Here is a 15,170-nt window from a genome sequence, read left to right on the forward strand (position 1 = left end):
ATTTTTGATAAGTAGTTATTCTACAATCAAAATTTCTAACGAAGTTATCGAGCGTTTTAACAAGCTAGGATGAGCAGTTATTTACTACGATTGGTATCTCTCATTGTGCTGAATACAAAACGGGCCATCGCATATTAATGAGATGACCCGTAAATAAAGAATTCTGAATCACAGAACGAGCAAAGCTAGATTACACAGCTTTGCCATCTGGAACGAATACATAACCCAAGCCCCACACCGTTTGGATATAACGAGGTTTACTTGGATCTTCTTCTACTAGACGACGCAAACGCGAAATCTGAACATCGATAGAACGTTCCATTGCTGAATATTCACGGCCACGCGCCATGTTCATCAGCTTATCGCGAGACATTGGCTCACGAGCGTTAGTGACCAGTGATTTCAGAACCGCAAATTCACCTGAGGTAAGAGGCATAGGCTCTTCACCGCGGAACATTTCACGTGTACCTAGGTTTAGGCGGAACTCACCAAACTCAACCACAGACTCTTCTGTGCTTGGCGCGCCCGGTGCTTCAATCACTTGGCGACGCATTACCGCTTTGATACGAGCAAGCAGTTCACGTGGGTTAAATGGTTTTGGCAGGTAATCATCAGCACCCACTTCCAAACCCACAATGCGATCCACTTCGTCACCCTTTGCTGTAAGCATCAGGATTGGTAGCGAGTTGTTTGCGTTTCGTAGACGACGACAGATCGAAAGACCGTCTTCGCCCGGCAACATTAAATCCAATACCATCAAGTGAAAGTTTTCACGGGTTAACAGGCGGTCCATCTGCTCACTGTTTGCCACGCTACGCACTTGAAAGCCTTGCTCTGACAGATAGCGTTCTAGCAGTGCACGTAAACGAGCATCGTCATCGACCACTAAAATTTTGTAGTTTTCTTGCATGTAATGGTTCCACCTATTAAAGCTTAAACCTAAGGTTAAGCATTCTTGGTAAATTGTATATTGGTATAAGACATTAAAAATGTAACATTATTGGGGAAAAAGTCGCCTAAATAATTGTTAACGTATGTTGCCTTTCTATATATTCTATCTTAGATCATCATTTCATTAAGTCAGATTTATGAAAACCAAACTTATCACCCGCGAAGGTTATAACAAGCTCAAAGCAGAACATGACCACTTATGGCACGAGAAGCGTCCTGAAATCACTAAGATAGTCACTTGGGCTGCAAGCCTTGGAGATCGTTCAGAAAACGCAGATTACACCTTCAATAAGCGTTTGCTTCGTCAGATTGATCGCCGAGTGCGTTTCCTACGCAAATTCCTACCAGATGTCACTATCGTGGATTACTCGCCACAACAGGAAGGTAAGGTATTTTTCGGTGCTTGGGTCGAAATTGAGAATGATGATGGGGAAATTAAGAAGTTTCGCATTGTAGGACCTGAAGAGATCTACGGCGATGCTAAAGGCTATATCTCTATCGACTCACCAATGGCTAGAGCTCTGCTCAAGAAAGAAACGGATGACGAGTTTACGGTAACCACACCGGAAGGCGACAAAGAGTGGTTCATTAACTCGATTCGCTACGCAGACGACGAATAATCAAACCTAATAAACACTTAGCGATGAGCTGAGTGTTCAAGCAAACCCAAACGCCAGATAAAAGAAAACCCCGCTAGGCTTTCGCCTGACGGGGTTAAGTCTCTATCGCAGCAATCCGGCTACTGTTTATCTCTTCGAGATAAGGTGCTCCCTGCATCTTTCCTTGATAGTGGCTAAATCCTTTAACCAATTTCCTTTTTGTTCATCGCCATCCTAGCGGTGTCCATTCTAGCCTGTCATCCTGACTGGCGAATCTCATCCAGAGATTATAACTTCCTTGCTGACCACTCATCCTAAGTAATCAAATCTTCATCCTGAAGATACCTAGTCCGTTAGGCTTTTTCCTGTTCCTGCCAACTCCCTGTCGACAAGTTAAATATTACGGTATTTGGGCAGGTTTCCTAGACAGTCTCAAAAAACATTTCAGGTAAGAAATACGCCCACAAACACACAAACAAATAAAATCAGTAACTTAGATTTATTTTAAGACGATTTCATCGATTTAAAGTGACTTAGTCGCACACCACGTGTGAGAGATCTCGCACAAAGTGGGTATCAGAAACGGAAATTGGACTTCTGACAGGATAATTACACAGTCAAAGCTAGAAAAAGCGTACGCTCACCCCCATGTATTTGTCATGATATTAAATAAGAGATTCATCGGATGAGCCAAGCTATCTGTCGACTGATTGCTGAAGAACTGAATGTTCGTTCAGAGCAAGTCACCGCCGCAGTAAACCTAATTGACGACGGTAACACCGTTCCCTTTATTGCCCGCTACCGTAAAGAAGTCACGGGTGGCTTAGACGATACCCAACTACGTAACCTTGATAGCCGCCTTTCATACCTTCGCGAGCTAGACGATCGTCGCCAAACGATCCTAAAATCGATTCAAGACCAAGGCAAACTCACGCCAGAACTGGAGCGTGATATCACTCAAGCCGACAGTAAGACGCGCCTAGAAGATCTATACCTGCCATACAAACCAAAGCGTCGTACCAAAGGTCAAATCGCAATCGAAGCAGGCTTAGAACCACTTGCCGATACACTTTGGAATGAACCACAGCACGATCCTGAAACCGAAGCCGCTAACTTCATCAGCAGCGATAAAGGCATTGCTGATACTAAAGCCGCACTCGATGGGGCACGTGCAATCGTGATGGAGCGTATTGCAGAAGACGCAAACCTACTTGAAAAGATTCGCCAACATCTAACTCGTAACTCTGAGCTCGTTTCACGTGTCGTGGCAGGCAAAGAACAAGCTGGCGAGAAGTTCAAAGACTACTTCGAACACAACGAAACACTCAACAAAGTGCCTTCTCACCGTGCGCTTGCTATGTTGCGAGGCCGAAATGAAGGCTTCCTAACGCTGGCAATGAATGCAGACCCTGAACAAGAAGAAGGTGTACGCGGTTCTTACTGCGAGAACATCATCTCTGATCACTACGGTATTACCCTAAGCAGCGCTCCTGCGGATGCATGGCGTAAACAAGTGATTAGCTGGGCATGGCGTATCAAGGTTTCTATGCACATGGAAACTGAGCTTATGGGCGCGATGAAAGAACGCGGTGAAATCGAAGCGATTGAGGTGTTCGCAACCAACCTTAAAGACTTGTTGATGGCTGCGCCTGCTGGCCCTCGAGCAACTTTGGGCTTGGATCCGGGTTTACGTACCGGTTCAAAAATCGCAGTTGTAGATTCAACCGGTAAGGTTCTGGCAACAGAGACCATTTACCCTCACCCACCACAGAAGCAATACGACAAATCTGCGCACGTTGTTGAGCAGATGGTTCGCCAGTTCAATGTTGATTTGATTGCGATTGGTAATGGTACCGCTTCACGCGAAACAGACAGCTTTGTTGCTGATGTGATTAAGCGTGGCAACCTAACAGCACAGAAAATCATTGTTAGCGAAGCGGGCGCATCGGTTTATTCTGCTTCTGAGCTAGCGGCAAAAGAGTTCCCGAACATGGATGTCTCGATTCGTGGTGCGGTGTCTATTGCGCGTCGTCTACAAGATCCACTGGCAGAGCTTGTGAAGATTGACCCTAAATCGATCGGTGTGGGCCAATACCAACACGATGTGAGCCAAACCATGCTTGCTAAGCGCCTAGACGCGATTGTCGAAGACTGTGTAAACGCCGTTGGTGTTGATGTGAATACCGCTTCTGCCGCGCTTCTGACTCGTGTCGCTGGTCTTTCTAGCACCATCGCTCAAAACATCGTCGACTTCCGTGATGAGAATGGTCGTTTCGAAGCGCGTACTACCTTGAAAAAAGTCGCTCGTTTAGGACCAAAAGCCTTTGAACAGTGTGCTGGCTTCCTACGTATCATGGATGGTAAGAACCCGCTAGACGCATCATCGGTTCACCCAGAAGCTTACCCATTGGTGAAAACCATCGCCGAGAAAAACCACAAAGACATCAAATCTCTGGTAGGTAACACAGACTTCTTACGTGGCTTACATGCGGTTGATTACACTAATGAGAATTTTGGTGTACCGACAGTAACCGACATCATCAAAGAGCTGGATAAACCGGGGCGAGATCCTCGTCCTGAGTTCAAGACGGCAACGTTCGCCGATGGCGTAAATAGCATGTCTGACTTAGAACCCGGTATGATCTTAGAAGGCGTGGTTTCAAACGTGGCTAACTTCGGTGCGTTCGTCGATATTGGTGTTCACCAAGACGGCTTGGTACACATTTCAGCACTGACCGATCGCTTTGTCTCTGACCCACGAGAAGTGGTGAAAGCCGGTGACATCGTGAAAGTGAAAGTGATGGAAGTGGATGTTCAGCGTAAACGTATCGCACTAAGCATGCGTATGAAAGATGAACCAGGCCAAGACAACCGAGCGCAACGTTCAAGTGCGCCTCGTACGCAAAGCCGACCAAATCAAAACTCACAAGGTGGACAACGCCGTCGTGAGGAGCCGCAACAAAACGCTGCGATGGGCGGTGCTTTCGCAGCTGCCTTCGCTAAAGCGAAAAAGTAACCCGTTAGCTCATCTGCAAAACGGATGTGCTTAAAACAGAAAACCTGCATCCCTTAGGGTATGCAGGTTTTTTTATTATGTGTTCAAAAAAGACATCGAAGCTTGGTTGTATTCTTCGTGCTTATACTCAAAATAATTGGAGTTGCAGCTAGGCAACAAGTAAGTTCATCCCTATGAGCATAGAGGTTCTATGTGATTAGGGTGAACTTACGCAGTTAACAACGCTGCAGCTTCAAGTATGAAGAGTATAACTATAATACGACTAACATCTCTGACGGAGCATGAGGCGCAACAGCATGACCATAATGATATTTTATGACCTTACGTCGTTTCTCCATCTGTCCCTCCTGAATCGCCGCATCTAAAACATGCTTTGGCAGGCGGAAACGCATGGTATAGCCCTTTCCTTGATCAGCACTGTATGTTCTCAGAGCCAATAAGCTGAACAGCCTGTCAAAAGGATCTTGTGGCTTTTCATGGCTAACCGAATTGGCCTCTGACTCGTTCTCCATTTCATAACCTGGATGGTCTGAAGGATCCCAAGCCGACTGCTGCCTTCGTTTATCGTCTGATTTTACCTTACGCTCTGCATTGGTTCTCGCCAATGCTACTGCGGGAGCAACAGGTTCTCGGACTCTATTATCACGCGCAACTTGCTCTGTTTGCACATTAACGGACGGGGCGATTAGTGGCACACTTACTGCAGTTGCAGGTGACACAATCATCGCGAACTCTCCTCAAGAATCGCCCATCACTGTTGCCATAACGCTGTCGTACTGAGTCAGCACAACAGGCATAGCCCAACTTACCGCAATCAACTCATGAGAGAGTTAGGTCTGAGTATCATGCAATGCCTTGGTGTTATACCAATCGTAGTAAATAACTGCTCATCCTAGCTTGTTAAAATGCTCGATAACGGCGTTAGAACTTTTGATTGTAGAATAACTACTTATCAAAACTACTTGTCAAAAAAAAAGCTGCCTTGTTTTCAAGCCTTTTTCCTACGCTATTTTTGAACACTTACTTACTGTGATTGGTATTAGGTTATATATCGACCAATCCGACAATAAATTTAGTGCTTATTTTTGCGCGAAGCTAACTAGTTCACTGCAAAAGGCATCGGCTTCTGTCATAAACGGCGCATGTGAAGACTGCGTGAATATATATTGCTCGGTATGAGGCAGCGCTCTACCCAGATCTTTTGCTACCTTGATTGGCACCAATCCATCCAGTCGCCCGTATAAACGCAACATAGGCACTGAAATCTCCGGCAGTTGTTCACGCAAGTCAACATCAGACAGCATCTTTAAGCCGGCCAATAAAGAATCAGGATTCGGAAGCGGACGAGACAGTACCGCTTGCTTGAGTTGTTTTACATCTTGCCTTGCAGAAGGGCTGCCCATGGCTTGCAGTGCCATAAAGCGTTCGATAGTGGTTTGGAAATCTTCAACCAGCTGTTCGGTAAATGCGCTTAATACGTTTGGCTGAATGCCTCGCCATAACACGGGTTCTTTTGCAGCGGCGAATTTAGGAGAACTGGCAACAGTCACCAATTTGCTTACGTAATCTGAGTGATGCAAAGCCATGTGTGTTGCGACCAAGCCACCCAGTGACCAACCGACCCAAATAGCCTGCTTTGGAGCTTCGGCCAACAGTTGCTGAGCTATCTCTTCAAGATCTTGAGCGTGGCAATGAGAACTGTGTCCATACCCAGGAAGGTCAACAACATGCACTCGAAAATCAGCTTCTAACGCATCAACGGTTTGTTGCCATACCGCACCGTTCATTCCCCAGCCGTGAACCAACACTAAATCAGGCCCTTGCCCAGAAACATGCCAATATAACGTGTCACTCATTCTCGATATTCCCTACTTTTTCCATCAGCGATAATCCGCGCTTTTCAGTATTGTGAGTAAAAGGAACACCATAACCCAAAAGCATCACGAGCTATGTTATCCGATTGGCTACAAAAACACACACCACGTCTGGTCGCACCTCAATGCGACCTGTGCAAGCTAGATAAGCTTCCCGACGACGCACACCCTCGATGGTGCAATTCTTGTCTCAAACTCTTTGAGCCAGTTCCTCGCTGCCAACGATGTGGTTTAAAAATGCTGCTCACAGTAGAGCAGTGTGGGCAATGTTTATCACAGCCTCCACCTTGGCATCGTCTCTATTGTGTTGGGGACTACACTTTTCCAACAGCACGTTACATTCAGCAAATGAAGTACGCCGATAAGTTTTGGTTTGCACGCGATCTGTCAAAGCTATTGGCCTCACGTATCGAACATCCTGCTTCGATGATCACCAGTGTCCCTCTGCATTGGCGTCGATACATTCACCGTGGCTTTAATCAAAGTCAGCTGCTCGCTAATTACACCGCTCAAGAACTTGACGTTAAAGATGAGGTGCTGTTCCGTCGAATTCACTCAACAACTTCTCAGCAAGGGCTAACTAAATCCGCGCGATTACACAATCTAAAGAGTGCTTTTACGCTTCGAAAACAAGACTTTCAAGGAAATATCCCCTCTCACGTCGCGATAATTGATGATGTTGTAACCACCGGCAGTACTGTGTATCAATTATGCCAATTACTACTTGAAGTAGGTGTGAAAAGGATTGATATTTACTGCATCTGCCGCACTCCTGAGCCCTCTGGATAGAAGCTGTGAATCGCTACTTGTACAGCAATCCAACAAAAAAGGGCTGAATTACAAGTCTGACAGGAGTAGAATGGCGCTAATAACCTACAAATCTACTCAGGTATTCGTCGTGTCAAATATTACTATTACAGAAACAGCTCAAACTCACTTTGCCAATCTGCTGTCACAGCAGCCTGAAGGTACAAACATTCGTGTGTTCGTGGTAAACCCAGGCACACAAAACGCTGAGTGTGGTGTTTCTTACTGCCCAACAGATGCTATCGAAGCGTCTGATACAAAACTGTCTTTCGAAGCATTCTCTGCATACGTAGATGAGTTAAGCCTACCATTCCTAGACGAAGCTGAGATTGACTTCGTGACTGACAAAATGGGCTCTCAACTAACGCTTAAAGCACCAAACGCTAAAATGCGTAAAGTATCAGACGACGCAACTCTGATAGAGCGTGTTGAGTATGCAATCCAAACCCAAGTGAACCCACAGCTTGCTGGCCACGGCGGTCACGTTAGCCTAGTAGAGATCACTGAAGAAGGTGCTGCTATCGTTGCATTCGGCGGTGGTTGTAACGGTTGTTCTATGGTTGATGTAACGCTAAAAGAAGGCATCGAGAAAGAACTTCTTCAACAATTCGAAGGTGAATTGACAGCTGTTCGTGATGCAACTGAACACGATCGTGGTGAGCACTCTTACTACTAATCATGTTTACTACTAGGCACTTTACAACTAAGTGCTCCTGCGACTAAGCACTCATACAGTCTTAGCCAGTAGATAGTTAAAGATTCAATCAAAAGGTTGATGCGCAAGCATCAACCTTTTTTGTGTTTAAAACAGCAGAAGCACTCCTGAACCGTATATTTCCCGTTCAATGCCAACAATAGTGAGGCGTTACCATTTGCAGTAAGGTATTCAAGTGATCGCAATCGGTTCCTGCTCCAATAATTCTAGGATATGAAAGCTAGGATCTAGGAACTCACCGTCATTTCCCCTATATTAGAATGACTTTATAAGAAAGAATTCCAATGAGTTAAGGAGTGAGCGCAATGACAAAAAGGACCAAACCAGAAATTTTGGCTCAGCAAACTGTCGCTCAATCAAAACTGTTCTCTATCGAGTCTCTCGATTTACGCTTTTCAAACGGTGAAGAGCGCACTTACGAACGTATGAAGCCCAGCGGCCGAAACGCAGTCATGATGGTTCCGATTACTGAACAAGGCGATATTCTGTTAGTACGTGAATACGCTGCGGGCACAGAGCGCTATGAACTCGGCTTCCCAAAAGGTCTAATTGATCCAGGCGAACAACCAAATGAAGCCGCCGTTCGTGAACTAAAAGAAGAGATTGGCTTTGGTGCCAACAAGCTTACTCCTCTCAAAGAAGTGATCCTTGCACCCTCTTATTTCTCTAGCAAAATGACGCTGTTTATCGCAGAAGAGCTCTACCCAGAGAAACTAGAAGGTGATGAACCAGAGCCACTAGACATTGTGCGCTGGCCACTTGCTCAAGCCGAAGAACTGTTAACGCATCTCGACTTCTGTGAGGCTCGCAGTATTACCGCCCTACTATTAGCCCTTCGCGTATTAAACAATAATTAAAACAGTCAGAATCACTCGAAGAGTAAGAGAATATTTATGCCAATAACAAAAGATTTGTCTCACCTGCTGCCCTCTGTCATTGAGATTGCTCGCTCTGCTGGGCAACTGATCTTAGAGATCTACGAGAAAAAAGATTACGAAGAGTTTACCAAGAGTGATGATACGCCCGTCACTAGTGCTGATCTCGCCGCTCATAAACTGATCTCGAAAAAACTTAGCGAACTGACACCTGATATTCCGGTGTTATCGGAAGAAGCCGCTGATATCAGCCTAGAGCAACGTTCTCAATGGGATCGCTACTGGTTGGTTGACCCGCTGGACGGTACACAGGAGTTCATCGCACGAAGTGGCGATTTCGCGACAATCATTGCCCTAATCGAACACAACAAGCCGGTAATGGGCGTCGTGTACGCACCGGTTTCAGGTGTGAGCTATTACGCTTACAGTGGTAAAGGCGCTTGGAAAATTCCAGACCTTAATGACAGCGTTAAAATCAAAACGCATCGCCACGAGCTACCAAACCAATCGATCGCGATGGCAATCAGCCGTCGCCAAGACATCAATCGAATCACTAACCGTATGAGCTCTGCTTGGAACTACGACTTAGTTCCTCTTGGCTCTGCTGCGCTTAAGGCATGTTTAGTCGCAGAAGGTGCTGTGGACTGTTATCTACGTATTGGACCAACCGGAGAGTGGGATACCGCAGCAACCCAGTGCATTGTTGAAGAAGCTGGCGGACGAATCTTAAGTACCCAGTTAGAGCCGCTTTCGTACAATGAAAGAGAGACGCTTGAGAACCCGAACTTCATTGTGCTTGGTGATGCTGACTTACCGTGGGCAGAAATCTTACAAGGTAAAGACTAGGCTTGTTTGCTCTCTTTAACCGTCAGATATCCTCTAGATTCTCAGAACAAATAAAATGGGCACCTCATTGAGGTGCCCATTTTTTATATCTCGTTATTTGATAACCAACGGATGCTAGTTCAGAAGTAGATACCGGATTAAAAACGACCTTGGTAGGTAAACTGGTACTTACCTTGGCTGTCAGGGTTGCCCAACCACTTAAGCTGACTCTGCATCGCAGGTGGGAATTCAGCGCCCGGCTTAAACCATGCAGCCGAGGTGTAGCTTTGATTTGGCGTTACGCTCGCAGAAAACTCACTATCAACTTGAGCACTCTTCTGATTACCTTTCGCTGAAACAGTGCTGTTTTCACAACTGATGTCAGCAATCACAGGGCCAAAATCTAACGAGCCAACCGGAGAATCAACCGCAGCGCCCGACCAAGCCACGGTACCTTCGCCAGATTGACACCAAGGTTGAGCTTGAACAGCATGTTTGATAGTCAGTTCAACTTGTCCTGCAATAGACACTGGCACAGGGATAGCAGGCGCATACTTCACCACGTTACTAGCTGGCATTGATGCCACTAAGTTTTCCGCGTAAGCACCACTCATGCTATACCCGATAAGCCCTTTACCAGATAAGTTCATGTCGCTGTTACGTCCAAAGCGAACCGCAAGTTCTACTTTGGCTTGGAATAGTTTAGAGAACTGGAAGTCCCACTGCACTGAGCCGTAATTGACACGCTGCCACGCAATATTGTTAGCGCGACCTTGCCAAACCGTACCCTCAACACCTTCAATGCTTAAACCACGTACAACGGGCGCATGTTTGAGAACAAAAGAAGCCGGCAAGTGCAGCAACAAACTTACCGAGAAAAAAACGATAAAGATGCTGCTAAATAACAAACCATACTTAAAAGATAAACCGCGTTTCACATTAACCTCATTTAAACTGTAGTCGGTTGACGTCAATAACCCCAAGGCTATCAGAGCGATCAATATCCATAAACTCAACCTCAACACCCTGCTTTTCTTTCAGGTATGTCAGCCAATCAACAAATTGATTAAATGGCAAAGGTTTAATCCACACTTGCAGCATCTCGCCACGTGGTTGCACTCGTATCAATTCAATCTTGAAGCGACGCATAGATGCGGGCACGGATTGATTCAGAGGCTGACTAGCACTAATGCCACCATTGCCTCTTAGTTCAACCACCTCATTGGCTTTATTGGTAACCCAAGCCAGTAGTTGCTTTTCACTTTGAATACGACTCTGTGCCAGTTCAGCTCGCTGACTGAGGGGCTGTATTAGCCCCCAATAAATGATACCTACTACCAATAAAATTGAGCAACCAACGACTAATCGTTGCTCTCTTTGACTTATTGAAGTCCACCACGCTTGGAGTGGCTCAATTATATTTCTCATCACTGATCTCCTTGCGCAGTTACTGACGGGGCTTAAGGGTAAAACTACCAAATACGGCATCGCCATTACGGTTCAATGGCCCTTGTTCAACGGAAAACTTCTCTTCAAGTTTCACTTTAGCCGTCTCAAAATGTTGAAAATCAGCGCTTTTAGCTTGTAATCGAACTTCAGAGCGATTGCCATCATAGCGAATGCTTTCGACTTCGATCGATTTCACTTGTCCTAACGTTTCTGGCAGCAATGCTAACCAACCAAGTAAGGAGTCACCATCGCCTGAGCCACCGTATTTCTTAACTTCATCATTCATCTGACGCTTAAGGTAGCTTACTGTAGGAATTCGTTGTTTGCCTGGCAGAACGGCTCTAAAGATACGCTCACTCTCCATGCGATAGGCTTGTGCTTGTGCTTCGTATTGCTGCACCTTCAACACTTGTTGAGTCACAATCACGGCCACCAACAAGCAAGCAGCGATCGCCACCTTCTGCCATACACGCCAATATTTACTGAAAGAAGATTTGGTTTTAAAGGTGCCCGTCAGTAAATTTACGCCGCTGGTGATCGCTTGTTGGCTCAATAAGGACATCACCAATTCCGCAGGCTTTGCTTGCCATTCCATACCGCTTTGCTGCTGTACATCGTCGCTCGGCATTGCGGTATAGCTGAAGATAGTCGTAGGTTGGTCTTCGTCGTCAGCCACAACCCAATCACTTTGCAAAAACATCGCTAACCATGCTTCGCTGATTGATACGGCTTGATAGTTACCTTGACGTTGAGAGTGACCTTGACGTAATAGCCAATGCTGGTCGATTTGCAATGCACTGATGCCTTGATCTTCAACAGGCACGGCTAGTGTATCTGGTAGCACCTTACGGAAAATAATATTGGCTTTGCGAAACTGGTCTAAAGCTTGTTTTAACCATTCGCGATCTACACCACACACAGTAGCGTGCGTTGCATCTTTATCTAAAATGGTTAGATGTAAGTCTTCGATATCTTGTGCCACTTCGTCTTCTAACAAAAATGGCAGCATAGAGTCGAACTGGCGAGCAGCACCTTTCGGAATTTCAACACGCTTAATTAAGCACTCATTTCCCGGCAATAAAGCGATACAGCTACGCTTTTCAGCGTAAGGCGTTAACTCATCAAGCTGATCCCAGCTAGACAGCTCACCACTTGCTATCACTTCTTGTTGGCTTGTCGACCAAACCAACCACTGCACTGGGCTTTGTGGTTCGCTACTCAGTCGAACGGTCAGAAACTCGCTCACGGATTCCTCCAAAACGACGGCGTACTACCGTCACTGTTTCTCTATTACTACTATAGAAAAGCGTTCGTATACGTACACGAGACTGCTCAACTAATACCTCTGCATCTAGCTCAAAATAGGCGCTATCTACAGTTAAATATGCTTTCGCTTGTTTGCTGACTTCAGCACTCACACCAACAATAGCAGGCTCAGCCATAAACGCATCCACCGAATCCCAGCCATCAAATGGGCGCTTGTCTATCAGCTGTTTGGCGTCCGATTCACTTAGACCGGGTGCAAACATTGCTTCCAGTAAAGATGCCTGCTTTTCCGAGATGGTATTCACGTTTAATCGGAAATCATCAGTGGGCAAAGCGCAAATAAATGGATGTACCTTTTCCATTGCCTCACCAGAGACCTGATAAACGGCTCGCAGCTCCGATTCATCTGCTATTAAGCCATTCGCCGCCAAATAAGCTGGCTTCATCGCCTCATAAGTGCTGTCTTCTACACCCGTAGAAGAGGAGGCTCGAGTATCAGAGTCCAGAAATTCCCAACTTGAATTTGCGATAACCTCAGCCTGATAAGGCTCCACATCTTGGTTTTCCAGTAAGGTTTGCCAAACCTTCACTAAATAAGGGGGTTGGTTACTTGATGTCGTCGTGATCCCAGCGAGCGCATTAAGATTGAAACAAGCCTGCGCATCAACGATACGCCCTTTAACTTGGCCATAATCCAATGGGTATACCTGCTCTTCTAACGCCCATGGCTGGCTTAAGTTCACCGTATCACTATCTTTATAACTTTGCCTAATACCGTCTTGCACCAGCGCTTCTACACCAATGCTATACCAGTAAGCCTGTTGGTAATTCAGTTGATTGCCAACGCGCTTGAATTGCGTAAACAGACGTTCCGACATACTGCCAGCTATGGTTGCCATGATCGCCAAAAGCATCAGAATAATGATCAGCGCGACACCACGCTGCTTACGCCCCACAGCCGACCTTGTCAGTGCAGGCTTATTAGTTTGATGAATCATTATTCCCCTCATTACTGCCTGAAGAGTCACTGTTTGAAGAATCATCGACCTGATCTAAGGCGCCACTTGGTGTGAGATAAACACGTTCTATCTCACCGTAATCTTTCAGTGTCAGCTTAAGTCTCACCGCTTTAGGCAGTGATTTATCGGTTTGCCACTCTTTGCCCCAGCGGCTTCCGTCATAAAACTCGAACTCCAGGTTCTCAACATCATCAAGCAGAGGAGTAATCACACCTTGTTGGCCGGCAGGTGTATCGGGGTAACGCCACCATACACGCTCAAGCGTTTCCTCTTTTATGCGGTAGCCTACTTTGGTGACTTCTCCGCGAGGGAACTGCTGCTGTGGGTTGTGCCAACCAAGGCGAGTAAACATAATGCCAACACTGTCGGAATCCAGTAAATACTCTTTCATTAGGATCAGCTTAGATGATGCTTCTTCACCATTGGTACGAAATTGTCGTACCGCCATCTGGCGAAAATCATTATCTAAAATGACTAAACTACGTTGCAGTTGATTTAAACGAGCACTGCGCTCAATAGAGAGTTCGTTGCTTCGTTGGACCTGATTTACCACCTGATAAGCCGCCATGCTTAACGTGGAAAAGATGGCAATCGAGACCAAAACTTCGATTAAAGTAAAGCCTCGCCCTTTTGAAGATATACCTTGTTTACGCGGCGTATGCTTATTTGCCGACATGCTTTTACTTAGCGACTTGCTCTTCGCTAACGACACGATTTTACTTAACCACATGCTTTTAGTTGACCACACGCTTTTAATTGACCACATAGCTGCGCACCGTGACCACTGGAGAAGCTTTCTTACTTGTTGCCGCACTCACATCAAACGCCTTTAATAAATTATCGCTGGTATCGATGGGAGTCACCTTCCAGAACCACTCTCTTCCCGCTAACTCTTGCGTGCCCTGCGCTTTTTTAAGCTTCTCAGGATGCAGCATGACTAAGGCCATCTGGTTATCAACAACCATCGCCGCGAAGGTTTTTTCTTCTAGATAACTGAGGGTATTAATGTGTTGGGTGACAGCACGAATCACACTGATCGCCGCCGTAGCGAAGATAGCGAGCGCAACTAATACTTCAAGCAGAGTCATTCCTCGAGAACCAAGAGGCATACCACGAGAACGATAAGGAGAACGGTTATTCCTCTTCATCTTCTTCTCCCGGCTCTAGCAGTCGAATCACACCATTATCCAACACTCGAATACGCCAACCATCTTGTATGGTGTCTCCGGTATTTGGATAAAACGACAATACAAATGGCGTCATTTCAGCACTCGACAAAATGTATATCTGAGGTGGCTTGGGCTTTTTTTCCTCTTCAAGATCCGCAAACATATCTTCATCAAACAAGCTTCCGGGATTGAACAAACGATCATCGTCTTCCCATGCGCCACCACCTAAAGTCAGTGACAACGCGAGTTCTTCCGGTAATTCAGTTGAAGAGGGGATTTTTTCAAATTCGACTTCTTGCCAACCTTCTGACTTAAGCGCCATCAGAACGTAAGTCGATTTCTTTTCATCGACACGAACGCCAAAATCCAAGCCACTCAAAATAGCCTCTTCATTAAGCAATTGAACTCGTTGATAAAAGCTTTGAGCGTATTTTTTAGCTACATCTTTGCTATTGGTTGGAATAGTCGCTATCACCGCGACCGCAGTTACTGACAGTAATACCAACACCAAAAGAATCTCAATCAAGGTGAAACCTGGCTGTGTTTGCTTAGTTTTCACCTTGTAGACTCCATCTGTTTACGTCCAACCATCAATAACGTATCAA

Annotated in this window: 16 protein-coding genes; 6 read left to right on the plus strand and 10 right to left on the minus strand. The window is 45.8% G+C overall.

The annotated features are described in order from the left end of the window. Positions 1–190: 190 nt before the first annotated feature. Entirely contained in the window at positions 191–910 is a 720-nt protein-coding gene (gene ompR / locus MED222_RS05810) for an osmolarity response regulator transcription factor OmpR (RefSeq protein ID WP_009848007.1), read from the minus strand. Positions 911–1,088: 178 nt separating this feature from the next. Between ompR and greB the strand changes: the two genes are divergently transcribed. Then, positions 1,089–1,571: a transcription elongation factor GreB gene (gene greB, locus MED222_RS05805; protein ID WP_009848008.1), complete on the plus strand. Its 483-nt coding sequence runs from the start codon at positions 1,089–1,091 to the stop codon at positions 1,569–1,571. A 664-nt stretch (positions 1,572–2,235) separates the two neighbouring features. Beyond that, positions 2,236–4,566: a Tex family protein gene (locus MED222_RS05800; RefSeq protein ID WP_009848009.1), complete on the plus strand. Its 2,331-nt coding sequence runs from the start codon at positions 2,236–2,238 to the stop codon at positions 4,564–4,566. A gap of 251 nt (positions 4,567–4,817) precedes the next feature. Here MED222_RS05800 and MED222_RS05795 read toward each other — a convergent pair whose 3' ends face one another. Together MED222_RS05795 and bioH are read right to left on the minus strand one after the other, a co-directional pair. Further along, a complete protein-coding gene (locus MED222_RS05795) occupies positions 4,818–5,291 on the minus strand; it encodes a hypothetical protein (RefSeq protein WP_009848010.1) in 474 nt (157 codons plus the stop codon). 354 nt (positions 5,292–5,645) lie between these two features. Then, the gene (gene bioH, locus MED222_RS05790; RefSeq protein WP_009848011.1) at positions 5,646–6,422 is read right to left on the minus strand and encodes a pimeloyl-ACP methyl ester esterase BioH; all 777 of its coding nucleotides are present in this window, start codon (positions 6,420–6,422) and stop codon (positions 5,646–5,648) included. Between the two features lie 93 nt (positions 6,423–6,515). On the opposite strand from bioH, the gene MED222_RS22530 reads away from it, so the two are divergent. The 4 genes from MED222_RS22530 to cysQ all read left to right on the plus strand — a co-directional run bounded on the left by MED222_RS22530 (position 6,516) and on the right by cysQ (position 9,683). Continuing rightward, entirely contained in the window at positions 6,516–7,229 is a 714-nt protein-coding gene (locus MED222_RS22530) for a ComF family protein (protein WP_198135332.1), read from the plus strand. 109 nt (positions 7,230–7,338) lie between these two features. Further along, positions 7,339–7,923: a Fe-S biogenesis protein NfuA gene (gene nfuA / locus MED222_RS05780; protein WP_009848013.1), complete on the plus strand. Its 585-nt coding sequence runs from the start codon at positions 7,339–7,341 to the stop codon at positions 7,921–7,923. A 344-nt stretch (positions 7,924–8,267) separates the two neighbouring features. Next, a complete protein-coding gene (gene nudE / locus MED222_RS05775) occupies positions 8,268–8,819 on the plus strand; it encodes an ADP compounds hydrolase NudE (RefSeq protein WP_009848014.1) in 552 nt (183 codons plus the stop codon). Positions 8,820–8,855: 36 nt separating this feature from the next. Next, positions 8,856–9,683, plus strand: a complete 828-nt coding sequence (cysQ, locus tag MED222_RS05770) for a 3'(2'),5'-bisphosphate nucleotidase CysQ (protein ID WP_009848015.1) — start codon at positions 8,856–8,858, stop codon at positions 9,681–9,683. A 137-nt stretch (positions 9,684–9,820) separates the two neighbouring features. Here the strand turns inward: cysQ and MED222_RS05765 are convergent, their stop codons facing one another. Genes MED222_RS05765 through gspH form a run of 7 tightly spaced genes read right to left on the minus strand, consistent with a single transcriptional unit; the run spans position 9,821 to position 15,124 of the window. Next, positions 9,821–10,600, minus strand: a complete 780-nt coding sequence (locus MED222_RS05765; RefSeq protein ID WP_009848016.1) for a type II secretion system protein N — start codon at positions 10,598–10,600, stop codon at positions 9,821–9,823. A gap of 7 nt (positions 10,601–10,607) precedes the next feature. Beyond that, the gene (locus tag MED222_RS05760; RefSeq protein ID WP_009848017.1) at positions 10,608–11,090 is read right to left on the minus strand and encodes a type II secretion system protein M; all 483 of its coding nucleotides are present in this window, start codon (positions 11,088–11,090) and stop codon (positions 10,608–10,610) included. Positions 11,091–11,109: 19 nt separating this feature from the next. Then, entirely contained in the window at positions 11,110–12,357 is a 1,248-nt protein-coding gene (gene gspL, locus MED222_RS05755; RefSeq protein WP_009848018.1) for a type II secretion system protein GspL, read from the minus strand. Beyond that, positions 12,326–13,375 (minus strand): type II secretion system minor pseudopilin GspK, encoded by a 1,050-nt coding sequence (gspK, locus tag MED222_RS05750; RefSeq protein WP_009848019.1) that lies wholly within the window; start codon positions 13,373–13,375, stop codon positions 12,326–12,328. Before gspK ends, gspL begins: the two co-directional genes overlap by 32 nt. Continuing rightward, on the minus strand, positions 13,359–14,162 hold the full coding sequence (gene gspJ, locus MED222_RS05745; RefSeq protein WP_009848020.1) for a type II secretion system minor pseudopilin GspJ: 804 nt from the start codon (positions 14,160–14,162) through the stop codon (positions 13,359–13,361). The genes gspK and gspJ overlap by 17 nt, the downstream gene beginning before the upstream one ends. Then, positions 14,149–14,544, minus strand: a complete 396-nt coding sequence (gene gspI / locus MED222_RS05740) for a type II secretion system minor pseudopilin GspI (protein ID WP_009848021.1) — start codon at positions 14,542–14,544, stop codon at positions 14,149–14,151. Before gspI ends, gspJ begins: the two co-directional genes overlap by 14 nt. After that, the gene (gene gspH, locus MED222_RS05735) at positions 14,531–15,124 is read right to left on the minus strand and encodes a type II secretion system minor pseudopilin GspH (RefSeq protein WP_009848022.1); all 594 of its coding nucleotides are present in this window, start codon (positions 15,122–15,124) and stop codon (positions 14,531–14,533) included. The genes gspI and gspH overlap by 14 nt, the downstream gene beginning before the upstream one ends. Between the last annotated feature and the right edge of the window lie 46 nt (positions 15,125–15,170).

Origin of the sequence: Vibrio sp. MED222 (genome assembly GCF_000153005.1) — a bacterium.
In the GTDB taxonomy this organism is placed as follows: Bacteria; Pseudomonadota; Gammaproteobacteria; order Enterobacterales; family Vibrionaceae; genus Vibrio; species Vibrio tasmaniensis_A.